The sequence below is a fragment of the Legionella erythra genome (genome assembly GCF_001467615.1).
Lineage (GTDB): Bacteria > Pseudomonadota > Gammaproteobacteria > Legionellales > Legionellaceae > Legionella_C > Legionella_C erythra.
In genome coordinates this window covers 42,036-65,989 of sequence record NZ_LNYA01000034.1, presented here as the reverse complement: position 1 = coordinate 65,989, position 23,954 = coordinate 42,036, and the positions used below count along the sequence as shown (strand labels likewise).

Here is a 23,954-nt window from a genome sequence, read left to right as displayed (position 1 = left end):
AATATAGTCTATCCACAGGCCATTTGGTCATTTATTAAACACTCCCTGCTTTTTTAGCCGCCACCGGATGAACCGAGCCTAAATATTGGCCCTGTCCCCAATGCAGATTCAGGCTTTTTAATGTCAGCCACTGCTTGTCGGATTCGATTTGGGTCGCTATCACGCGGATATCCAGGGTATTGGCCATTTCATTGAAATAATGTATAAAAAATTGCTTGTTCTGGTTTTCCTGAATATCCTGAATCAGACTGCCGTGTAATTTAAGGTAGTTCAGCGGCAACTGATTCAGGTAGTGCATGGGTGAAAAATGAATCCCGACCTGATCAACACCGATCTGGACACCCAACTTCTGCAGGCTTTTAACGAAGACCATAACCTGACTAAAATGGTTCAATACGATGAGCTCGTTGAATTCAATATTCAACTTTTCAAGCAGATGGGAGGGAATTTGCGCCAGTTGTTTAAGGTATTGTTTTCGTACGTCCTCATCAATCACCGTGGTTTCAGTAATATTCAAGGCGATGTCATGCGTATTAAGCAAGCCTTTGCTTATCACGTCTTCCAAAACAAATTGATCAATCTGGGGTGCGAGTCCATTGCGGATAGCCAAGGGCATGAAGTAACCGGCGCTGATTAATTCATCACCTAAAGCCATGCGCACAAAAATTTCCTGGTGCAGCATCCTTTCGCCATTGGTTACCGCCTGCCCAAAAAGCACCAGTTGCCGCTTGGTTATCGCCTCTAATAAATCATCCCTGGCAATATTGGCTGGATTATGAGCCGGCAAATTATCGCTGTAGGCCAGTCCATCGGCTGCTTCTCTCGCAGTCATTAACACGTGATCCACCTCCGAGAGCAGCGTACGCGGCGTCTGATGCAATTGATAGGAGGTAGCCGCAAGCACCAAACGGCAGCCAAATTCCGGGGTCAACAGGGTTTGCAGCATTTGATTGAAACTATCACACTGATTGACAAAATGCGCGGCATCATTCTCTTTAACCAAAATAGCAAAACTGCTGCCCCCGATACGCGCAATCAAGGTGGATGCACTTTCTTTCCAAAAGCCTCTACAGGCTTTGGCCACCTGTTTAACCACATTATCTCCCTGCTGATACCCGGCATCATGGTTCAATTTATCCAAGCCATCAATGACCACCAAAATCACAAAACCCGGCGCGAACTCTTCATCATGATTAAGCAGCGCCGAAAGCTGCTGCAGAAAATAGCGCCGGTTGCCGAGGCCCGTTAATGAATCCTGAAACGATTGGTGCCTTAGTGTTTCCATCTGCTGCAATTGATCATTAAAAATTTTCTTGATGCGCGTCACCATCTGATTCATCGCCAAGGTCACTTTTTTCAATTCTTTCGTGCTGGGGATGGTGGTTTCTATGGGAAATTCCTTTTCGCCTATGGCTTCCGCCTGCCGTGTTAAGCGCTTCAACGGCTTTAGCAACCAACGGATGAACCAGTACACAATGAACAGGGACAAGGCCACAAAAAGGCCATACCAAATGGATAAATCCATGGTATTTAACCACAACGCATCCACAGCATAGCCGGTATCACTGTTGACCAGCACCTCACCGACCTGATGCCAACCATGCATGACCGTGGCCGATTGTACCGTAGACGGCCATTGAATTAACTCATGAAACCAGTCTGGCGCTGACCGTTTGCGTTTTGGCGCGTAACGGGCCACCAGCAATTCGCCCCGGATGTTGCGGACTTCGATCATGGCGAAATACCCTCGATCAAACACCGCTTCGACCATGGCAAGCACTGAGGCTTTGTCTTTGGTATAAAGACCATGCGACAGGGACAGGCCGAGAGAGGTAGCAGTATCCTGCGCATTGCTGTTCATTTGTTGAATAAAGAAATTCCTTTCATTATTAAACGTGATTAGGAATGTCCCGATAAAGATAATCAGGAGTAAGCCTAAAACACCCAAAGCCATTTTTTTGGTTAATGTCATGGAGCATCACCCTTTTTCATGCGTTGTATTACCTGCCGCCATTTGCTTAACTGCGAAGCATTTCCCAGCGGTTTATCCTGGCCGCGCTGTTTGGCAAGCCATAAGCCCTTACCGTTAAAACTGTAAATTGGTACAAGATCCGGACGCTTTGACGCCGGCAGTATGTCTGTTACGAGATTATCAAGAACAAGCGGTTCAGCCTGTGGTGTGGGATAATAAGCCAATACCATGTGAGCCTGGTTTAGCGTCATCGATTTAACGTAGGTGATGCGCAAGGTATTAATCGGTAAGTCAAGGGCCAACAAAGTAAAATATTTCGCGATAGAGAAATCTTCGCAATCCCCGCTGCCATCGGCAATGAATTCCTCCGGCGTTTTCCAGTAATCGGTAACGCCCTGATAGCCTAAATCTTTTTCAAAATGAAACTGGTTAAAAAAATCATTGGTGGCCTTCAATTTTTCAAGCGTCGAGCTGTTTTGATGGGTAAGAATCAATTGTTTCCAGGTTTTAAACCGCAAAACCGCATCATGGTCAGCACCAGGCTTGCCTGAGACTGAGGCCAGGCGTAAGCCATCGCTGCCGGCCATGACAGCAGCGGACAGTGATAATAAGAGAAACAAAGCGATAGGAATGATATCCCTAAGCGTGCTGAGTATTCTTTTTAAACGTGACCAGCACTCCCTGCACATGGGCAATTTCCTTCAACCTTTCCATACCATTAGCCGCATGGCCGCGATATTCATAAGGACCAATATACACACACTCTCCCCCGTTCACCGTGCGAGAGAAGGCGGTAAAGCCAAGGCCATTCAAGCGGTTCACCAGAGCCACCGCATTGGCCTTGTTTTTGAAGTAACCTGCGGATACATACCAAACCATCGGCGATGGCGGGGTTGGCACCTCTGTATTTTTCATGACAATGGCTTTGGTTAATGGCGTGGTTTCCATATTTTTAACGGGATGCGCCAAAGCCAACGGCCTATCCGTATCGTCTGGATAAGGCACCCCATCCATATTTTTATCCAGCAGGATATGGGTTTGCGCGGAACTGAAAACATCATTGTTGACGACGTTTTCCGGCAAGCGCATATGCAGGTAAGGCAGTAACCGTCCCATACCGTTTAAAATACGGTAGCGGGAATAAATTTCATCGTTCTGACCACGGGCGTATTGAATCTGCGCTTCATAGTATTCATTCTGGGAATCAAGCAGGTCAAGCAGTGTGCGTTTACCTACTTTAAACTGCTCCTGGTAAGCACCGCGGGTACGTTGTGATGACAGGACATGGCGGCGCAGCGGCTTCAAGCGATGGCCGGCGGCAACCCAGGCATTCCAGGACAAACGGATGGATTCACGCAAATCCACGAGCGACCGATTTTTCACTTCATAGGCTTCCTGGACCTGATACGCAGTCAACTTCACATTGGCCACATCCGAGCCGCCCCGGAAAACATTGTAGTTCATGCGCACCATGGCCAGTTTGTCATCATTTGGACCAATCAACCCGTCGAGATTTCGATTTTTGGACGCGCTCAGCACCAAATCGAAATGAGGTACATAAGCCGCTCTTGCCACTTCATATTGCGATTTGGCTTCTTTAATGTCGGCGTAAGTTGATTTAACAGTAGGATGATGATCAAGCCCTTTCTCAATAGCCTGGGCCAGTGTTCTTGGCAATTCACTGCTTTTTGGAATCCGTGGCCATTGCAGATTCATGGGCCAGCTGCCCACGACTTTGGCAAAATTAATCCTCACTTCGCGCAGATTGGCCTCGGCACTGATTAAATTGGCTTCCGCCAAAGCAAGACGAGCCACCGCCTGATCGACTTCCGCCTCACGGGTAAGACCGGCTTCCTTGCGATCGCTAATCAATCTGAAAACAGAACGGTGAGCCTGAAGATTGGTTTTGGCATAGCCATAAAGCTTTTCATGCAGCAGAACCAATAAATACCGGTTGACAACTTCGAGCGCCAGATCTTCGGCGATGCCCTGGGTTTTTAATTTCTGAGCTTCATAAAGATGTTCGTTACGCTTAAGCTCATTAACAATGCCCCCGCCAGCATACAAACTTTGGCGTAGTTCCACCAACGACTCCTGCCTTGTCAGGGTACGCCGTCCCGGGCCGTCGATGGCGGTCGTGGTGGGGTTTAAACTCTGTTCACGGCCATAGCCAGCAGTGACATCCACGCTGGGATAATAGGCGCCTCTCGCTTTGTCGATACCCTGGCGGGCTGACAAGCCTTTGGCGGTATTAAATAAAACATCAGGGTTTGAAATCATGCTGTGCTGCACCGCTTCGGCGAGCGTTTGAGCGTTGGCTGGAAGAACAGTAACCAGTGCAAGGAGTGCTATGGAATACTTATTAAACATCCTTATAATCCCTGGAATAATAATTTTCTTACAGTAAAACAAAGATTAAATAACATCAACCCTTTTTCTATTTCCCCTCTTTTTGTTAAGCTATTTTGCAATAATTTCATAAACTTTGAGTGTAATCTTGTCAACTTTAACGGTCAGCCAGCTTAATCGTCAAATCCGTTCCTGGCTTGAACTTGACATGGGCGAGGTATCGGTGGTCGGCGAGCTGTCCAATCTCAGCAAACCCGCATCCGGGCATTACTATTTTACCTTGAAAGATACGGCAGCGCAGGTACGGTGCGTTTTCTTTCGCAACCACCATACACCGGATACCCGCCAGTTCCGGGACGGGCAGCAGGTCATTGCCCGGGGCAAATTAAGCCTTTATGAAGCCCGAGGGGACTATCAATTAATTGTTCAGGAGCTGACCGATCATGGTTTGGGCGAGCTGTACCGGCAATTCGAATGGCTGAAGACCAGATTACAGCAGCAAGGCCTTTTTGACCCGGCCCGTAAAAAAACCATTCCCGCCTTTCCCCATACAATTGCCGTCGTCACCTCCGCCAGTGGTGCCGCCCTGCAGGATATTCTGGCTACGCTGGCCAGACGTTACCCCATTGCCCGGGTGTTGGTGTATTGTTGCGAGGTTCAGGGCAAAGGGGCTGCAGCCCAGCTGATCAGTGCGGTTAAGAAAGCCAATGCCGATGCAGAAAGCCAGGTGATGATTCTCGCACGCGGGGGTGGCAGCATTGAGGATTTGTGGGCGTTTAATGATGAAAAGCTGGCCATCGCCATCAGCGAGAGCATCATTCCCATCGTCTCAGGCATCGGCCATGAAACCGACTTTACCATTGCCGATTTTGTCGCCGACTTAAGGGCAGCCACACCGACTGCCGCGGCTGAAGCCGTTACGCCCAATCAGCAGGATCTGCTTAAATTCATTGGCCTTGCCGCCACGCGCATGGTTATGACCTTAGACAGGCGAGTGCAGCATCATCAAATGCAACTGACTCACCGCCTGGCTGCACTGAGTTCCCCGGAACAACTGATTTACCGCTACTGGCAAACCCTGGATCACCTGCAACAACGTTTGCAATTGTACGGCCAGCGAAGCCTCTATGGGTTAAAAAACCGGCTGCAGGTCACCCTTTTAACCCTTAAAAGCCACAATCCGCAAACCGGCGTCAAACAGGCTTTGGCCGCACGCCGGCAACTGGAACAGCGTTTGCTTCAAATCATGGCTCATCGCATGGCTGCCATGCGTCAGGCCCTGTCCCTGCAAATGAGTACCCTGAACGCAGTCAGCCCCTTAGCGACACTGGATCGTGGTTATGCCATCGCCACCCGTCAGGGCAGAGTGCTGTTTAATGCCAGGGATGTTTCTTTAGGCGATGAATTGACGCTTAAGCTGTCGCAGGGGAGCCTGATTTGCCAGGTCACGCAACAAACCGAATAAGGAGATGAACGATGGGTTTTCTGTTCCGCGCAATGGTCATTGCCCTTACCGCAGGCCGGGTATTTGCCGAAGCGGCCTACCTGCCTGAAAACCATTCCGTCAATGGCGGATTAACCATTATCCCTATCGATATCAAACAGCAGCCGCAAGTCTACTACCACAATAAAAAAATTCCCGTGCTGCCTAGCCCCAATGCCAATCAGTGGCTGCTCATCGTCGGCATCCCGCTGGATACGAACCAGACGGTCGACAATCTCACCATGACGCATCCGCTGCGCTCGACCATCCCCTTTCAGGTCAGCCAGAAATTTTATGCCACCCAACACCTGAAAATCACCGATCCCCGCAAGGTTGACCCTTACGAGGAAGACAGAACCCGCATCAATCAGGAAGCGAAAGAAATGGCGGCGCTCTTTGCCGGATTTACCGCGGTCAATCCGTTTTCGCAGGCATTTAAAGCGCCGGTCCACGGCCCAGTCAGCAGCCTGTTCGGCTTAAAGCGGGTTTATAATAAAAGCCCTCAGGCACCGCATTCCGGACTCGATATCGCAGCCCCTGAAAATGCCCCGGTCAGGGCGTCAGCCAAAGGCAAGGTCATAGCTGTTAAAGACTATTTTTTCACTGGCAACACGGTCATTATTGATCATGGCCTGGGTGTTTATTCCCTCTATGCTCACCTAAAGGATGTTCAGGCCAAAGAAGGGCAATTGCTCAATCAGGGGGAGATAATAGGCACCATAGGGAAAACCGGGCGCGCCACCGGGCCGCATCTCCACTGGTCAATGATTGTCAATCAAACCCTGGTGGATCCCCTTCTGTTTGTCCCCTACCGCGTCATTACCGCCGTCCCTGCCACCCCCAAACCCCTTGCCAGACAGGAATCAACCTAGATGCTCAATGAACTGACGTCGAGCCTGAATCTTATCATTACCAAGACTCAGGCCAATTTAAAAACCTTAAGTATCATTCTTGCCATTCCCTGGCTGGTTTTTATCATCAACGAACTCCTGGGCAAACGCCTGCTGTTGCTGGGTATCCTCCCTCGACATCTCCGGGGCTTGCCCGGTATTCTCTTTTGCCCCTTTTTGCATGCCAATTTTAATCATTTATTTTTTAACTCCATCCCGCTTTTGGTATTAAGCAATTTTATCTTAATCAACGGCCTGACCTATTTTATCCTGGTCAGCCTTCTCATCATGCTCATCAGCGGCCTGTTGATTTGGTGTTTTGCCAAACCTGGCCTCCATGTCGGGGCCAGTTCGCTGATTACGGGCTATTGGGCATTACTGGTCATGGATATCCTTCAGCATGGGACCTTAACTGCGTTTATTCTGGGTATTCTCTCGGTATATTATTTCGCCGGCATTTTCTTTGGTATATTTCCGGGTAAAAAGGGCGTTTCCTGGGAGGGGCACCTGTTTGGATTAATCGCGGGTTTGGCGACAGGTTATTTTCTGCCGTCAATCTTGACCTTTCTGGTCGGCTAACGCGTTATCGGCCTTACGGTTTAGGTTGCCTTTCCAAACTCATGTCTTCACTGGCAAAGTGATTTTTAACCGCCTGGCTTGCATTGTAGGTGATATACCAGCCGCTTCCACCCGGATCGGTTTCGACGTCAATGAACGCCAATTGCATTTTACTGTTGATTTCCGCCAATATTTCCCTTGCCGCCTCCTCGTCTGCGAATAATTTGGATCTTAGAAACGTGCCATTTTCATCACTAGCCAGTTTAAAACCAGCGCCTGAGTGCTTGAGTAAATGAGAAATGTGATCGTCCTTAGTCGGGGAATGCATAATCAAAACTCCTGGGGAGAGCCTCTAATAAGTATAGCGTATGCAATCAGCTCAGGGGGATTTTACCTGTTCCGGTTGGGCGTCCATGCAGAAAGGTTTGGCCACCGTGATTTGATTGCGGCCGTTTTTTTTGGAGCGGTAAAGGGCCTTGTCCGCCGCCTCAATTAACTGAGCCTGGCTTTCCCCATGTTCAAACATAAACGCCACTCCAAAGGAGGCAGTTACCTTCAGGCTTTTGCCGTTGAAGTTAAACGGCATGTCGCTGATGAGCTGCCGAAATCGCTCCACCCGCTCAAGAACTTCCTGTTGGCTTGCGATATCGACCAAGAGCAATAAAAATTCCTCGCCGCCGTAACGACAGGCAATGTCAGTCTGCCGGATTTGCTGCAACAGAAAACGGCTCACTTCCACCAACACGATATCCCCCGCATCGTGACCATAGCTGTCATTGATTTTCTTAAAATGATCCAGATCCATCATGATAACCGCGAGTTGATTGGCATGTCGTTTCGAGCGCTCTATTTCACGCGCAAACGATTCTTCAAGATAGGACCGGTTATACAACCCCGTCAGCGGATCGCGGATAGAGCGAAGCCTTAAGGTATCGCGTAATTTAATATTGGCTAAAGACGAGGCGATGGCTTCAGAAAAATTAATCACCAGCGATTCATGCTCTTCCACCAAATGATTAAAGTTATCCTCACTCATGCCTTCACTGTTTTTTAATTCAAGGTATAGCAAACCCACATTTTCATTTTGGGCCTGCAGCGGCACACAAAGGTATGAGGGAATAAAACGAGCGGTACGCAGATGCTCACAAATGACGCTGTCGGTACGGCTGTGAAAACGGTGCAACTGCCCACGACGTAGCGCCCAACAGGATTCCGGAGCAATCACATCCTCCTCATGTATACGCAACTCACCCCACTCGATGGCAAGATCCAGGTAGTTGCGTGAAGGATGGGAAAGGTACATCCGCCCCGCCGTAAACGGGAGGATTTTTTCAACGTAAATCCGAATGGGACTGAATGTTTCCTCGATGGTATGGCAGGAATGCAAGGTACTGCTTAACATATTCAGATAAGAGACCGCCCGGTTATGCTGTTTAATTTCCGCCATGGAATGCATCAGTTGCAGATTGGCTTTTTTCATTGCCTTTTCCATTTCAAAGCGCGCCGTGACATCCCTTGAAACCAGAGCCACACCAGTCGCTGCCCCGCTCGAATCGCGGGTAGTGCTGTAGGTTATTTCATAAATAGTGGGGGTTAAGCTGCTGGCGCCGACTTTGCGGATTATTTCAGCACGTTGGCTATTCAAGGCATCGTTCAAATTCCTGAGAAACAACTGTTCTTCGGGTGAATCATTCAGGCTCTCTTTCAAATTGAGTCCGTAGTCAACTTCTTTAGCAAACAAGCTCTTAAAGCATTCGCGAAATGCCTCATTAAAAATGATGAGATTAAAGTGTTCGTCAATGGCGGCAATGCCATCGGTAGTGGCGCCGATAATGCCTTTTAATTGATTCTCAGCCTGCTTGCGACGTCGGTTAATCACCACCGCCTTGCTGTATTGCAGATTAAATATGACTAAAAAAATACCAATAACCAACAACGTGGTAATCAGGGTAAACAGCAGGAATTTTTTGGTAAAGGCAGAATTATCTGTCAAGGCCTGATTGCGTAGATCCAGTAAGATGAACTCTTCGTTTTGAATATTAACCGCCAAACGCCTGATTGGTTTTGACAACAAAGCCCTTTTGTCACTGGCAATCATCTGCTCTGCCGCTTCTTCGCCTTTGGACTGAAACGCGGTGAGAACCTGCCGGTAAAACATGACCCGCTCCTCCAGCAAGGCTGACAACCGCACAAGGCGCTTAATCTGATGCGGATTATCCTGCGCGAGCAATTGCAATTTTTTAACCTGTTTGCGCGCAATTAAAATGTTTTGTTCAAATGACGCAAGGCTTTCGGGGTTTGCGGTAATAATATAGCCGCGAAGATCATTTTGCATTTCAAGAATACGATTCCACAAAGCGCTTGCCAGATAAGTCACTTGATGGGTGTGTAAAACCGTTTTGTTGGTCGCCAGCAATTGCTGGATTTGATAATAACCGCCCAGGTTGATTGCGCCCTGCAGAAGCAGCACAATGATCATGAAGCAATTTAATAAAATCCGTTTATTAATAATGCGGGTCATAATCCATTATCGAATACACATTCTCTATTGAGTATACACTATAGAGCATGAATATTTTATACAAGCCGGCTATACTGGAACTGATAATTGAACCAATAATCGACCCAACGACAAGGATACGTTATGAAATTAAAAACCATTGCTTTATTTGCAGCCTGTTCGATGCTTTCCACCGCCGCCTGTGCCAACTGGACTTGTTTTGTTGCCAACAAACGCGGGGAACACTGGGCTTTTTCCGCACCCACTCAGGACGGCGCACAGGCGATGGCAAAAAATGTCTGCGATGCGAACAGCATTAACCCGAATAATTGCAATCCAACCTGCACAGATAACGGGGTAGCTGGCGGGCGCTGGCATTGTGTGGTGAGTAATTTAAAAGGCGATCACTGGTCTTATTATGCTCCAACGCAGGAGCAGGCCAACAACCTGGCGAAATCAGCCTGCGACGCCAACAGCATCAATCCTAACAATTGCAATCCTGCCTGCGTGCCCGAATAAAGGGACTGGCCAAAGCCGTTATGCCTTTAAACGGTCCATTAACGCTGCTTTGGCCTTCTTTTTTGTAGTATACTTGCCAGTCTGCTTAATTTGATTGTTTTTAACGCCATGGCGATGTCTGTTTTACAATTCCCTGATGTGGAAAAGCAACAAACCTGGGGACAGCTTTACGGTTGCAGTTTACCTTTGGCCGTGGCTGAATATTGTCAGCGGCAGAAAGGCATTCAGCTCATCATTACCCCGGACAATTTGACCGCCGCCCAACTCCTGGCTGAATTGCAATTTTTTTATCAGGGCATCGACCATCCGCCGGAGTTATTGATTTTCCCCGATTGGGAAACATTGCCCTATGATCAGTTTTCCCCTCATCAGGACATTATTTCCGAACGCCTGCTGACATTAAGCCGCATTGGCAAAGCCACTCATGCATTGATCATTACATCAGTCAATACCTTGATGCACCGCCTGTGCCCGCCGCAGTTTCTTCACCAGCATGCCTTTGTCCTTAAAGAAGGACAAACCTTAAATACCGAGCAATTCCGGCAACAATTGCAACAAGCCGGTTACCATTGCGTCAACAAAGTGCTGGAGCACGGTGAATACGCCGTACGCGGCGCGATTATTGATGTGTATCCCATGGGCAGCAATCAACCCTTTCGCATTGAATTGTTTGACGAAGACATTGACAGTTTAAGACTGTTCGATACGGAAACCCAGCGCACCATCACTAAAATCAGTGATATCCATATTTTACCGGCTCGCGAATTTCCCTTAAATGAGCAAAGTATTACCCATTTTCGCCGTGCTTTTAGGGAACGGTTCACCGGTAATCCCAGTTTATGCCCGGTGTATGAGGCCGTCAGCGATGGCCAGGCCCCGTCTGGAATTGAGTATTATTTACCCTTGTTTTTTGATAAAACCGTTACCCTGTTTGATTATTTGCCCACAAATGCGTCGGTGCTGATGGTAGAGGACATCCCTGAGCGGGCCGAACAATTCTGGCGAGAACTCTGTCAGCGTTATGAACAACGTCATTACGATGTGACCCGTCCGATTCTAAGCCCGGAACAATGCTTTATTCCGCCTACAGAATTATTGACTTTAGCCAATCAATTCCAGAAATTACGCGCCTATCACAAAGCCTGCGATAAAAAAGGGGCCTTTAACTTCCCGATCACTAAGGCACCAGCCCTGCCGATTGAAAGGCAAAACCCGGTTCCCCTCTGCAATCTGGCGGATTACCTAAAGACACCTCATTGGCGTTATTTAATTGTTGTGGAAAGTGCAGGACGCCGCGAAGTTCTGCTTGATTTGATGAAGCAAAGCGGACTCAGTGCCAACATCCAACCCTCCTGGCGGGCTTTTTTGAATGACAGCGACAGCCTGATTAATATCACCACCGGCCCTCTCATCTATGGTATGGAATTGCCGGACCAACAGCTGGCGGTGATTGTGGAGGCACAATTATTCGGCGAACAGGCTGTCCCGCAGCGCCGCAGCGGTCAGAAAGCCCTGGATCCGGATTTGATCATCCGCGATCTGGCTGAACTCCGTCTGGATGCGCCAGTGGTTCACCTGCAATTTGGCGTTGGCCGCTATCAGGGGTTAAAGACGCTGGAAAGCAACGGCACGGTGAATGAGTTTTTAGTATTATCTTATGCCGGCGATGATAAAATTTATGTGCCGGTGACTTCCCTGCACTACATCAGCCGCTACACCGGCCAGGATAGCGAGCATGCCCCCCTGCACAAACTTGGCAGCGATGTCTGGCAGAAAGAAAAGAAAAAGGCCGCCGATAAAATTCACGACGTGGCCATTGAATTACTGGACATTTATGCCAAACGGGAAGCCAAACCCGGCTTTCAATACCAGTTTTCCCCCTCGGATTATCAACGCTTTGCCAGCGGCTTTCCGTTTACTGAAACCACGGATCAGCTCCGCGCCATTGAAGAAATTATCCGCGATATGCAATCCTCGCGCCCTATGGATCGCTTAATCTGTGGCGATGTGGGCTTTGGTAAAACCGAGGTCGCCATGCGGGCGGCCTTTGTGGCGGTCCAAAATGGCAAGCAAGTGTGCGTACTGGTGCCGACCACCCTGCTCGCCGGCCAGCATTTTGAAACATTTCGCGACCGTTTCGCCGAATTTCCTATCAATATTGAACTTTTATCTCGCTTTCGCAGCGCGAAAGAATCAGAAAACATCATCGCGTCTTTAAAAAGCGGCAAAGCCGATATTGTCATCGGCACCCACAAGCTCTTCTCCAAAGACATTGAATTTAAGAATTTAGGATTGCTCATCATCGATGAAGAGCATCGCTTTGGGGTAAAACAAAAGGAACACATCAAATCCTTACGCACCCACATCGACATTTTATCGATGACCGCGACCCCCATTCCCCGCACATTGAACATGGCTATGGCCGGCATTCGTGATATTTCGCTGATTGCCACTCCACCCGCCAAGCGGCTGGCGATTAAAACCTTCTGGCAGGAAAAAAGCGATGCCCTGTTGCGTGAAGCCCTGCTTCGGGAAATTCTTCGCGGCGGACAGGTTTATTTTTTACACAATAATATTCAAACCATCGATCGCATCAGCCAGGAATTGCAAGCCCTTGTCCCCGAGGCCAAAATACGCAGTGCTCACGGACAAATGCGCGAACGCGAACTTGAAAAAATCATGTCTGATTTCTACCATCACCGCTTTAATGTCTTGGTCTGCACGACAATCATTGAAACCGGCATTGATATACCAACCGCCAATACCATCATCATCGATCGCGCTGACAAGTTTGGCTTAGCCCAATTGCACCAATTACGAGGCCGCGTCGGCCGTTCGCATCATCAGGCCTATGCTTACCTGCTGACACCGAACGAGAAAGCCTTAACGCCCGATGCGGTAAAGCGTCTGGAAGCCATTGTCTCACTGGAAGATTTAGGCGCCGGTTTCACCTTGGCTACCCATGATCTGGAAATCCGCGGCGCCGGCGAATTGCTTGGGGAGGATCAAAGCGGCAACATGCAGGCCATCGGTTTTAACCTGTACATGGAAATGCTCGACAAGGCTGTTAACGATCTGAAAGCCGGGAAAACCCCGGAATTGGCTGCCCCCATCCATCAGGGGCCGGAAATTGATTTGCGCATGAGCGCCATCATCCCGGACGACTACATTGCCGACATCCATACCCGGCTTATCATGTACAAACGCATCGCCAATGCTAAAGACAAGGATCAATTGCGTGAGTTGCAGGTGGAAATGATTGATCGGTTTGGCTTGCTGCCGCAACCGGTCAAACAATTACTCTTGATTACTGAATTGAAATTGCTGGCTGAGCGCTTGGGTATCATCAAAATCAATGCCGCCCAGCAACAGGGTAAAATTGAATTTGGCGGCGAGCCCCGTATTGACCCTGCCGCCTTAATCAGTCTCATCCAGTTACAGGCCAAACGCTACCAGCTGGATGGCCCGACGAAATTGAAATTCAGTTTGGATGCCACCCATCATGAAGAGCGCATCCACGAGATTTCAGGGCTACTCATGAAACTGGCCGGCAATACCCTTGCAGAAGTCTGAAGTTATTGCCAAACAATGGCGTGCGGTTCAGAAATCGCACCCCGGATGAGATCCAGGTAATTGGATTCCACGACCCGCCGTTTGACTTTGAGCGTCGGGGTTAATACCCCATTCTCGGGCGACCAGGTATCCCGCGAGACAATGATATGGCTTATTTTTTCATAATTGGCCAGCTTTCGATTCACTTCGTGCAGATTATTCTGCAATAATTGTTTCAACTCGTCCTTGCCTTTGCTGCGGCCCAATTCGTTTAGCGTAATAATCAGCACATTATTGGGCAATTCACGGCCAACAATGCACAATTGCTCAATGAGTGAATTGGCGGCAAATTGCTTTTCAATGGGCGCCGGCACAATGAATTCGCCCTTCTGGTTTTTAAAATTTTCTGATAAGCGGCCTATAATTTTTACATTCTGATGTTCATCCAATTCGGCTATATCCCCTGTACGCAGCCAGCCGTCTGCCGTAAAGGCCTGCTTCGTCGCTTCCGGCTCTTTGTAATATTCTTTCATTAAACAGGGGGACTGAATCAGTAATTCCTGATTTTCGCCTTCCTTTAGCTGCACTTGCAATCGCGGGGTACCCACGTAACCTAAGCGACGCTGATTAAGCATGGTAAAGGTAGCATAGGCCAGATTTTCGGTCTGACCATACCCTTCCTGGATAAAAATCGAAAGTTTGTCAAAAAATTTAAGAATAGAAACAGGTAGATGCGACGCGCCGGAAAAGCAGTTCAGGCACTGGTTTAAACCCAGACTATGCCTGATTTTACGTTTAATCAGGGTAGAAACCAGTGGAATTTTCAGTAAGAGATTTAATTTGGCAGGCGGCAATTTCTGTTCAATTTTCTGCTGAAATACTCCCCAGATCCGCGGCACGGCGGTAAAAAAGGTGGGCTGCACCTCTTTTAGATTATCAGCAAATTTTTCCAGGCTCTCAACAAAGGAAACATCAGCCGGAATCGTGACACTGCCTAATTGAATAGCTGTTCGTTCATACACGTGGGCTAAGGGCAAATAGGAAATCAAACGGTAATGATCCCGTTTACGGATACGATCGATATCCTGCGGGTACAAAGTCAGGTAATGGGCAATCGTATCATGCGTATACACAGCCCCTTTGGGAACGCCTGAGGTTCCGGAGGTGTAGATGATGGTGAATAAATCATCCCCGTTCACCTCGGGTAATTCTGTCAGCGGGGAATAGGTTAAAATATCCTTCCAGGACGTTTTGGTTTTCATGTCCTTATGGTAATCAAAACTGACCGTATGCAGGTGGGGTGGTATGTAATGGCAAACCCGATGATGATCATCGAGCTTGCCTAAAAAAACCAGTTTCACCTCGGCATGCTGCAATATATAGTTGATGCTTTCCTGATGCTGGTTGGCAAACAAGGGCACATTTACAAGACCTGCCAGGCTGATGCCAAAATCCGTAATAAACCATTCAGCACAATTTTTGGAAAAAATAGACACCCTGTCGCCTTTTTGCAGGCCGCTGTCTATAAGAAAACGGGCCACCTGACGCGCCTGGGTCATGACCTCTGCCCAGCTGTATTCATACCATTGGCCATGGCGGGGTTGCCGCAAATAAAGACGCTCAGCACAATGCTGTTCATTGTGCAACAGCCATTGATTGAGGGTTTTGCTTGATAATGGCGCGGACATGGTTACTCCCTGTAAATGGCTTTACTGCTTAAGTATAGTCCGTTATCAAGCAATAATAAGACCAGGTTAACGGGTGCCGCCGATGGTTAACGCATCAATTTTTAAAGTCGGCTGTCCAACACCCACGGGCACCGATTGACCATCCTTGCCGCAAACACCCACGCCCCTGTCCAAAGCCAAATCATGACCAATCATGCTGATTTTTTTCATGACATCGGGGCCGTTGCCAATCAAGGTCGCGCCTTTCACCGGGCGGGTTATCCTGCCGTTTTCAATCAGGTAGGCTTCGCTGGCTGAGAACACGAACTGCCCCGAGGTAATATCCACCTGACCACCGCCAAAATTAACCGCATAAAGCCCCCGCTCGACCGAAGCAATGATTTCCTGTGGATCATGTTGCCCAGCCAGCATGTAGGTATTGGTCATGCGCGGCATCGGCAAATGAGCATAGGATTCCCGGCGGCAATTGCCGGTGGGCTTCATGCCCATTAATTTGGCATTAAGCTTGTCCTGCATGTAATTGACCAGTCGCCCATCTTCAATCAGGGTGGTGCATTGCGTAGGCGTGCCTTCGTCATCCATACTCAGGGAGCCGCGGCGATCAGGCAAGGTGCCATCATCAACAACCGTGACGCCTTTTGCCGCCACCTGTTCACCCATCCGCCCTGAAAAAGCAGAGAGCCCCTTGCGGTTAAAATCGCCCTCAAGCCCATGACCCACGGCTTCGTGAAGCAGCACGCCCGGCCAACCCGGGCCAAGCACGACAGGCATCGTTCCAGCCGGCGCGTCTTCTGCTTCGAGATTGATTAATGCCTCGCGCACAGCCTCTCGCGCATAATAAAGCGCATTGTCTTTTTCCAGGAAACTGGCGTAACCAAACCGACCACCGCCTCCGGAGCGCGCAGATTCGCGACGGCCGTTTTTATCCTCGACGATCACGCTGACGTTAATGCTGACCAGCGGGCGGATATCAGCCTGAAGATTACCCTGCATACCGGCAACCATCACCACCTCATAACAACCGCTTAATGAGGCATTCACCTGAATAACACGCGGGTCAAGACGGCGGGCCTCTTTGTCAATGGCTTCAAGCAAGGCGATTTTTTCCTGTTTAGTCATCCCGTCAATGGGGTTAATGCCGGCATAGCGTACAATCGGCGAACCTTGAACCTGAACCGGCTGAAATGCCTTGCTGGCGGAAAAGGCAATTGAACGGGCGGCATCGGCTGCTCGCTCCATGGCCGGCAGGAGAATGTCATCGCAATAGGCATAACCGGTTTTTTCGCCGCTGACAGCGCGGATGCCCACACCGCGGTCGATGGAATAGCTGCCGCTTTTAACCTCCGAATCTTCAAGATACCAGGATTCGTAGCTGCTGCTTTGAAAATACAAATCCGCATCGTCCACATGACGGCCAGCCATGGAACGAATCAGTTTATCGATCGCCGATTCATCCAGGGAAGCGGGTTTTAAAAGTAGATCTTTTGCAATGGCCAATGCCTGAGTCATGATTGCACCTTAATTAATACCGAGAAGGACATGATGGGTGTTGCAGGGAAATTGCAGCCGCAATTGTTTTAAACGCTGCAAATCTATCTCTGCCATCACCATGCCGGGATTTTCATCTTGCTCTGCGAGAATTTTCCCCCAGGGCTCGACAATCATGCTATGGCCATGGGTTTGGCGGCCATTCGCATGAGTACCGCCCTGATTGGGCGCCAGCACGTAGCATAAATTTTCAATAGCCCGCGCCCGCAGTAACACCTCCCAGTGGGCCGCCCCCGTAATCGCCGTAAAGGCTGACGGAACGGTAAAAAGCTCCGCGCCGCGCATGGATAATTGCTGATAAAGTTCCGGGAAGCGCAAATCATAGCAGACGCTAAGGCCTAAACGGCCAGCCGGTGTATCAACCACGACCACTTCATCCCCCCGCTCCACCGTATTGGATTCTTCGTGAGCCTCCTGAGAGGAAACCCGCACATCAAACAAGTGAATTTTGTCATAGCGGGCGGCGCATAGACCGTGATCGTCAAAGACCAGGGAAGCAGAACGCACCCGATCGCGCAGCCCTTTGATTGGAATAGTGCCGGCAACCACCCAGACGCCGTATTGTTTAGCCAGCGCGCTGACCGCCTGCTGAATCTCCCCTTCACCATATTTTTCGGCGATAGTCAGTTTGTCGGTTTCTTTCATGCCCATAAAGGCAAAATTTTCCGGCAAAACCAGCAAATCCACCTCTTCATCGTGCGCTTTGGCGAGCATCTTCCCAACCTGCTCAAGGTTATCCTGAACCGAGGCCGAAGACCGCATTTGCACAACAGCCACTTTCGACATAACGCTATCCCGAAATAAAATTGCATTTTACACTTATTTTATAACAGATTGCGATTGTTAGCGGCGCGAAAATGATGAGGTCCGGATCTTGCTAGTGTGGCAACATCGCTATAGACTTGAAATCATGCAGGACGGCCATATCTATGCTAAAATAAATGTAACCAATGTGGAGTAATACATGAATAGAGACAACATGACTGTTATCAGTCAACGCAGCGAGTCGGTACTGGCTACCAATAAAGTATTACGCAATACCTATCTCCTGCTGGGGATGACCTTTTTGTTCAGCTGTTTTACAGCCTACCTTTCTTTTGCCTTTAAAGCACCGCCGCTTAACATTTTTGTTATGCTGATTGGTGTGTACGGTTTGATGTTTTTAACCCAGGCTTTACGCAACAGCCCTTTAGGTATCCTGGCGGTTTTTGCCTTTACCGGATTTTTGGGCTTCACTTTAGGCCCGATTTTAAATTTCTACATTGCCAATTTTTCTAACGGGCACCAGATCATTACCACGGCTTTAGGCGGTACCGGCATGATTTTCTTTGCTTTGTCCGGTTATGCCCTAACCACCCGGAAAGATTTCAGTTTCTTAGCTGGTTTCCTGTTTGTTGGTACCATGGTTGCCGTATTGGCCATGATTGCCGGCATCTTCTTTAACATGCCTGCGCTGCAATTGACCATTTCCGCCGTGTTCATGTTGCTGGCTTCTGGATTGATTCTGTTCCAAACCAGTGAAATCATTCACGGAGGCGAAACCAATTACATTTCAGCCACTGTCAGCCTGTTCGTATCCATTTACAACCTGTTCGTCAGTCTGCTGCAACTCTTGGGCGCATTCTCCGGCGATCGCGATTAACACCCGTCTCCTCACCTGAATCCCGGGATACATTCCGGGATTTTTTTTTTCGCCTGGCTCAACAGATTAAGCGGATCTCTGCAATCGCTCACTTAATTTATTGGCTCGTTGCCATATCATGTCGCTGAAAGGACTGTCTTCCAGATGTTTTTCAAGAACATTGATTATCCTGACTGTCTCCTTCAAAACCAAAGCGGGGGATAAACCAATTTCCTCTGCCATTTGTTCAATGTGTCTTGGAAATAAGCCATCAAATTCGTATTTGCTGCCAATTTTCATAGCCATTTTTGAAGCAAGGGTGGGATAATAAACAGTAGAAATCATATCGTAGAAAGGAGCCAAACGACTATTTTTAGCTGAGTACAACAACGAAAAATTTTTCCCATGCGCATCATTATTACCAATAATCAAATTAAACAAGACCCCCTGCAATAACATTTTTATATCAATCGCTGGAATACTGGAGACATCCTTTAGCAAGTGAAAGCAATCTTTGAGACTTGGCCCACCTTCCCGCTGATACTTTTTTTCAGATGCGATTCCCATTGCCTGACAAAAATCTTCCTGATGCAAACGTTGAATAGTATGTTCAACCACGATCCGATCATAACGCTTCACGAGCAAATAGGGTGTACCCTCAGCATAACGCAATTCCGCCTCAACTGCGTTTAGCCCAATTTTTCGTGCTAAATTCAGACAGAACCATTCATTTTCAATTAAGGAGGGAAAATCACGATTAACTGGTTTTAAAATATGTGTGCTGGGAGCCCCGTTAATGGGAAGAGCAAGATGACCATTCATGACAGTCACTGCTAATTTATCCTGAGCTCCAGCCAGTGATAAACGTATACCGTCTTCCCCAACCAACATCGGCTTTTGAAGCATGGTGTGTAAAATTTCTACCACGGCATTGTCGTCAATTTGACGATAATCTGGTTTTAAATCAGCAATATGCAATGAAGGAGGCAGCAAACTAACAGCGCCGGCACATTCGCCACCAATGGCAGCCAATAAAGCGAAATCATTTTTTTCACTGATTCCTAACTGCCTGGCAATGGAAGCCCGTAAATGAGATTCAGGCAAAATCCCATTAAAAAAGGGTCGGCATTCTCTCTCTGCATAGGTCTTTTTTTGCAATGGCAATGAGTGCGATAAAGGTAAGCTTCCGGCTGCACTCAGATAATTCTCATCATAGTCAAACAGCATATCGCCATAACTGTCTATCGACAACTGCCCAGTCAGGGTCTGATTAAGATAAACATCCAGTGTCTTAATCGGCATAATCCATCTCCTTGGGGATCATCAAATGACATTGAATTCCCAATATCTGCAAGACTTGAAGTACTTTGCCTATTTCACAGGTCGGTTTCCCCTTCTCGAGCTCAACAATAAAACGAATGCCTGTACCGGCTGTTAATGCAACATCTTTTTGAGTGAGGCCCAATTTTTTACGGACATGTTGAATAACATCACCAATATCTTTAGAAGTATGAATCATGCTCTTGCCAGCGTAAATTTCCTGTACGGGAATTTTATTAGAAATTAAACGTTAAATCAATAAAATATTCCCGATCGGGAATTTTATTAGGATGCCATCTATTTTGAACGCTATTATTACCGCTCGGGAATATCAACTCTGCTGCCAACTGGCTTTAGCACGAAACAGGGCATGCAAATCCTCCGTGGTTTTAACCAGGGGCTTACTCAGATTAAATGAGGCTTTCTGTTGCTGATAATAAACGCCCAAGGGCACCGGATAATCCGGAAAATGCAGGCGGGCCAAACGCATGGCGGCCATTAAATTGCCCGGTTCATGACGGGCGACAGCCTGTTCATCCGCGAGGCCAATGTGTAACGCATCCCCGAGCAAGGTTAGGGCTTTGTCTTTGGCAGCGCCAAAAATCATCGGTTGCCCATCTTCCAATTGAATGGTTTGCTCCGCGCGATTGGTTTTCAATGCAAACGCATCGAAGGCGCCGTTATTGAAAATATTGCAATCCTGATAAATTTCAACAAAGGAACAGCCTGGGTGCTCATAGGCTTTTTTTAATACGGAAGCCAAGTGATTGGGATCTTTATCCACCGCTCTGGCGACAAAACCTGCACCAGACGCCAGCGCCAGCATCAAGGGATTGATGGGTTCATTACTGACTCCCTGCGGAGAAGTTTTGGTCACCTGCCCTTTCTGGGACGTGGGTGAAAACTGTCCCTTGGTCAGACCATAAACCTGATTATTAAACAGCAGAATATTGACATTGACATTGCGGCGCAAACAATGAATCAAATGATTGCCGCCAATGCTTAAGGCATCGCCATCGCCTGTTATAACCCACACGGTCAAATCATCGCGCATGGCTTTTAAGCCGGTGGCAACGGCCGTGGCACGTCCATGGATGGTGTGGAAGCCATAGGCATTCATGTAATAAGGCAAGCGACCTGCACAGCCAATACCGGATACGAAAACGTGTTGCTCGGGCGGTAACCCCAGTTCGGGTAATACCCGTTGCAGCGCGGCAAGAATCGCATAATCGCCACAACCTGGGCACCAGCGAACTTCAGTCGCATTGGCAAAATCTTCACGCTTGTAGGTGTTGTTCATGATCATATTCCACTTTAATGGCGTTAATCAGGGTGCTTACTGCGAAGGGTTGACCATTGCATTGAGTGATAGCCTTGGCATCGATTAAATAATCGGCACGTAGAATCTGGCAAAGCTGGCCTGAATTAAGTTCTGCAACCAACACGTTCTTAAAGCGCTTGAGCAAGGGGCCTAACTGCTCCGGTAAAGGATTTAAATGGCGCAAATGCAGAAAAGCGAGCTTCATGCCCTCCTCGTTACAACCCTCAACAGCCGCCTTCAAACTGCCATAGGTGCTGCCCCACCCGATCAGCAGGACGTCAGCATCCTTGGCTCCCTCGATAACCAATCCCGGATAATCTTTCGCTATACCGGCTATTTTGGCAGCTCGCAGGGCGACCATTTTTTGATGATTATCCGCATCATAACTGACTTTACCCTCTTCCCCCTGTTTCTCAAGGCCGCCCAGTTGATGAATAAATCCCGGTGTGCCAGGCTTGTTCCAGCTGCGGGCGAGACGTTCATCGCGAGCATAAGGTTTAGGTGAACGGTTGTAGGTGATAGCCGGAATGGGTAACGAATCCACCGCCGGGATATTCCATGGCTCGGCCGCATTGGCGAGATAGGCATCCATCAGCACGATGACCGGGGTCATGTAGCGGATGGCCAGATTAAAAGCTTCCATTATGGTATTAAAACAATCGGCTGGGGACTGAGCGGCAATCACCGGCAAGGGCGCCTCACCATGCCGGCCATAAAAGGCCTGGCGCAAGTCGCTCTGACCGGTTTTGGTCGGCAAACCGGTGGACGCACCCGCGCGCTGCACGTCAATTAATACCAAGGGCAACTCGGTCATGACCGCAAGGCCCAAGCTTTCACTTTTTAAATCCAGCCCCGGACCTGACGTACAGGTCAGCGCCAGACAACCGCCATAAGCGGCGCCAAGGCAGGCGCAAATCGCGGCAATCTCATCTTCTGCCTGCAATAATTGCACACCATACTCGCTCAATCTTGCGCATTCATGCAAAATGGCTGAGGCGGGTGTAATCGGATAACCGGATACCAGCAAGGGGGTTTGAGTTTGCACCGCCAGTGTCGCTAATGCCAGCCCCACCGCTTCGACGCCCGTGATCTGGCGGTAATCGCCTTCCGGGCGATTCATGTGCCCCAGCATAAAATGCTGGCGCGACAGCTCGAGTGTCATGGCATAATTATACCCTGCCAGCAGGGTCAATTCATTGGCCTTGGCGACCACCTCATTGTTTTTAAATTTCTTTTGGATGAAGTAAACGCAATTGGTTGTGGGTAAATCAAATAACCATAGCACCAAGCCTAACACATAAAAATTCTTCGCCTTTTTTGCCTGGGCATGATTCATATCAAGACCGGCAACCGCCTCCAGGGTTTGCGTAATCAGCGGTAAACTCACAACCTGGTACTGTTCACTGACAGCAGTCAGAAACTCAGGGTCAAAGCCTGCCTTTTGCCAGTCTTTTTCAGTGAAGCTGTCCTCGTTGATAATTAACAGGCCCCCGTGATTTAAATACGGGAGTGAGTTTTTCAGGGCAGCCGGATTAAGCGCCACCAGCACATCCAGGCTTTCACCGGCCGTAAAAATTGCCTGTTCGGCCATGGCCAACTGGAACCCTGAAACCCCGGCCACCGTCCCCGCAGGCGCACGGATTTCGGCCGGAAAATCCGGCAGGGTGCGCACATCACGCCCCGTTAACGCCGCGGTGATCGTGAGTTGTTCACCCAATAATTGCACCCCGTCGCCGGAGTCGCCTGTAAACCGAATTACAATCGCATCATTTTTCGCCATAGTGTCTTGCTTCCAGCATGAGCTGGCGCATGTGTCTCACCGCGTCCTTTAAACCACAGAACAAGGCACGAGCGATGATGGCATGGCCAATGTTTAATTCATGGAACTCCGGTATCGCCGCAATAGCCTGGACATTGTGATAATGAAGCCCATGTCCGGCGTTCACAATCAAACCACGCCCGGCCGCATAGATTGCGGCGTCTTTAATGCGTTTTAATTCCTGCTGACGTGTTTCTTCAGTCACCGCATCCGCATAACATCCCGTATGAATTTCAATAACGGGCGCGCCAACTGCCACTGCCGCGTCAATTTGACGCGGGTCGGCGTCAATAAAAAGCGACACTTCGCTGCCCATGTTTTGCAGGCGCTTGACCGCACGGCTGACACTGTCGAAATGAGTCACCACATCCAATCCGCCTTCCGTGGTTAATTCTTCGCGTTTTTCGGGAACGAGACAGCTGTGCTCCGGTAAAATTTCTTCGGCAAAATCAAGCATGGCATCCGTGACGGCTAATTCAAGGTTCATACGGGTCTGCAAAACCTGTTTAATCAGGCGCACATCGCGGGCTTGAATGTGGCGCAAATCTTCGCGCATGTGCAGGGTAATGCCATCGGCACCGGCTTCTTCAGCCTCCATGGCAGCCTGCACCGGATCAGGGTAGCGAGTCCCTCGAGCCTGTCTTATGGTGGCAATATGGTCAATGTTGACGCCGAGCAGTATTTCTTTAGTCATGGATCACCGTTTAAGTCAAAAGCAAACTGCTGCAAATTATGACGCCAAAACGCAATCTCATCCAGAGTAATTTATGCGATTTATATGCCAGAATTGGCAGAAAAGAAAAAAAGCAGCAAT

The 23,954-nt window shown here is 48.7% G+C and carries 19 protein-coding genes; 6 read left to right on the top strand and 13 right to left on the bottom strand.

What is annotated here, in order from left to right; all coding sequences use genetic code 11:
* Positions 1-34: 34 nt before the first annotated feature.
* Genes Lery_RS11525 through Lery_RS11515 form a run of 3 tightly spaced genes read right to left on the bottom strand, consistent with a single transcriptional unit; the run spans position 35 to position 4,342 of the window.
* Positions 35-1,972 (bottom strand): EAL domain-containing protein, encoded by a 1,938-nt coding sequence (locus tag Lery_RS11525; RefSeq protein ID WP_058527402.1) that lies wholly within the window; start codon positions 1,970-1,972, stop codon positions 35-37.
* Entirely contained in the window at positions 1,969-2,661 is a 693-nt protein-coding gene (locus Lery_RS11520; RefSeq protein WP_202814039.1) for a transglutaminase-like cysteine peptidase, read from the bottom strand. Before Lery_RS11520 ends, Lery_RS11525 begins: the two co-directional genes overlap by 4 nt.
* Positions 2,612-4,342: a TolC family outer membrane protein gene (locus tag Lery_RS11515; protein WP_058527400.1), complete on the bottom strand. Its 1,731-nt coding sequence runs from the start codon at positions 4,340-4,342 to the stop codon at positions 2,612-2,614. The genes Lery_RS11520 and Lery_RS11515 overlap by 50 nt, the downstream gene beginning before the upstream one ends.
* 115 nt (positions 4,343-4,457) lie before the next feature.
* Between Lery_RS11515 and xseA the strand changes: the two genes are divergently transcribed.
* Genes xseA through Lery_RS11500 form a run of 3 tightly spaced genes read left to right on the top strand, consistent with a single transcriptional unit; the run spans position 4,458 to position 7,273 of the window.
* A complete protein-coding gene (gene xseA / locus Lery_RS11510) occupies positions 4,458-5,786 on the top strand; it encodes an exodeoxyribonuclease VII large subunit (RefSeq protein WP_058527399.1) in 1,329 nt (442 codons plus the stop codon).
* An 11-nt stretch (positions 5,787-5,797) separates the two neighbouring features.
* Positions 5,798-6,676: a M23 family metallopeptidase gene (locus Lery_RS11505; protein WP_058527398.1), complete on the top strand. Its 879-nt coding sequence runs from the start codon at positions 5,798-5,800 to the stop codon at positions 6,674-6,676.
* Positions 6,677-7,273, top strand: coding sequence for a rhomboid family intramembrane serine protease (locus Lery_RS11500; protein ID WP_058527397.1), 597 nt, complete (start codon positions 6,677-6,679; stop codon positions 7,271-7,273).
* A gap of 13 nt (positions 7,274-7,286) precedes the next feature.
* Here Lery_RS11500 and Lery_RS11495 read toward each other — a convergent pair whose 3' ends face one another.
* Both Lery_RS11495 and Lery_RS11490 read right to left on the bottom strand, forming a co-directional pair.
* Positions 7,287-7,580 (bottom strand): hypothetical protein, encoded by a 294-nt coding sequence (locus Lery_RS11495; RefSeq protein WP_058527396.1) that lies wholly within the window; start codon positions 7,578-7,580, stop codon positions 7,287-7,289.
* Positions 7,581-7,631: 51 nt separating this feature from the next.
* The gene (locus Lery_RS11490; protein ID WP_058527395.1) at positions 7,632-9,773 is read right to left on the bottom strand and encodes a diguanylate cyclase; all 2,142 of its coding nucleotides are present in this window, start codon (positions 9,771-9,773) and stop codon (positions 7,632-7,634) included.
* 123 nt (positions 9,774-9,896) lie between these two features.
* Here Lery_RS11490 and Lery_RS11485 point away from each other — a divergent pair, with 123 nt between their 5' ends.
* Both Lery_RS11485 and mfd read left to right on the top strand, forming a co-directional pair.
* The gene (locus Lery_RS11485; protein WP_058527394.1) at positions 9,897-10,271 is read left to right on the top strand and encodes a hypothetical protein; all 375 of its coding nucleotides are present in this window, start codon (positions 9,897-9,899) and stop codon (positions 10,269-10,271) included.
* Between the two features lie 108 nt (positions 10,272-10,379).
* Positions 10,380-13,844 carry a transcription-repair coupling factor gene (gene mfd, locus Lery_RS11480; protein ID WP_058527393.1) on the top strand — a complete coding sequence of 1,155 codons (3,465 nt, stop codon included), beginning with the start codon at positions 10,380-10,382 and terminating at the stop codon, positions 13,842-13,844.
* Positions 13,845-13,846: 2 nt separating this feature from the next.
* Here the strand turns inward: mfd and Lery_RS11475 are convergent, their stop codons facing one another.
* The 3 genes from Lery_RS11475 to Lery_RS11465 form a co-directional block, all read right to left on the bottom strand.
* Positions 13,847-15,511 carry an AMP-binding protein gene (locus tag Lery_RS11475; protein WP_058527392.1) on the bottom strand — a complete coding sequence of 555 codons (1,665 nt, stop codon included), beginning with the start codon at positions 15,509-15,511 and terminating at the stop codon, positions 13,847-13,849.
* 66 nt (positions 15,512-15,577) lie between these two features.
* Positions 15,578-17,020, bottom strand: a complete 1,443-nt coding sequence (gene tldD / locus Lery_RS11470; protein WP_058527391.1) for a metalloprotease TldD — start codon at positions 17,018-17,020, stop codon at positions 15,578-15,580.
* Between the two features lie 9 nt (positions 17,021-17,029).
* Positions 17,030-17,845 carry a carbon-nitrogen hydrolase family protein gene (locus tag Lery_RS11465; protein ID WP_058527390.1) on the bottom strand — a complete coding sequence of 272 codons (816 nt, stop codon included), beginning with the start codon at positions 17,843-17,845 and terminating at the stop codon, positions 17,030-17,032.
* Positions 17,846-18,023: 178 nt separating this feature from the next.
* Here Lery_RS11465 and Lery_RS11460 point away from each other — a divergent pair, with 178 nt between their 5' ends.
* Complete coding sequence (locus Lery_RS11460) at positions 18,024-18,701, top strand: Bax inhibitor-1/YccA family protein (RefSeq protein ID WP_058527389.1); 678 nt, start codon at positions 18,024-18,026, stop codon at positions 18,699-18,701.
* A 66-nt stretch (positions 18,702-18,767) separates the two neighbouring features.
* Here the strand turns inward: Lery_RS11460 and Lery_RS11455 are convergent, their stop codons facing one another.
* From Lery_RS11455 to pdxJ, 5 genes are all read right to left on the bottom strand, one after another.
* Positions 18,768-19,982, bottom strand: a complete 1,215-nt coding sequence (locus Lery_RS11455; protein WP_058527388.1) for a type II toxin-antitoxin system HipA family toxin — start codon at positions 19,980-19,982, stop codon at positions 18,768-18,770.
* A complete protein-coding gene (locus Lery_RS11450; RefSeq protein WP_058527387.1) occupies positions 19,972-20,199 on the bottom strand; it encodes a helix-turn-helix transcriptional regulator in 228 nt (75 codons plus the stop codon). The genes Lery_RS11455 and Lery_RS11450 overlap by 11 nt, the downstream gene beginning before the upstream one ends.
* A 132-nt stretch (positions 20,200-20,331) precedes the next feature.
* A complete protein-coding gene (locus Lery_RS11445; protein ID WP_058527386.1) occupies positions 20,332-21,300 on the bottom strand; it encodes a 2-oxoacid:ferredoxin oxidoreductase subunit beta in 969 nt (322 codons plus the stop codon).
* Entirely contained in the window at positions 21,278-23,101 is a 1,824-nt protein-coding gene (locus Lery_RS11440) for a 2-oxoacid:acceptor oxidoreductase subunit alpha (RefSeq protein ID WP_058527385.1), read from the bottom strand. The genes Lery_RS11445 and Lery_RS11440 overlap by 23 nt, the downstream gene beginning before the upstream one ends.
* Positions 23,088-23,834 (bottom strand): pyridoxine 5'-phosphate synthase, encoded by a 747-nt coding sequence (gene pdxJ, locus Lery_RS11435; RefSeq protein WP_058527384.1) that lies wholly within the window; start codon positions 23,832-23,834, stop codon positions 23,088-23,090. The genes Lery_RS11440 and pdxJ overlap by 14 nt, the downstream gene beginning before the upstream one ends.
* Positions 23,835-23,954 lie beyond the last annotated feature (120 nt).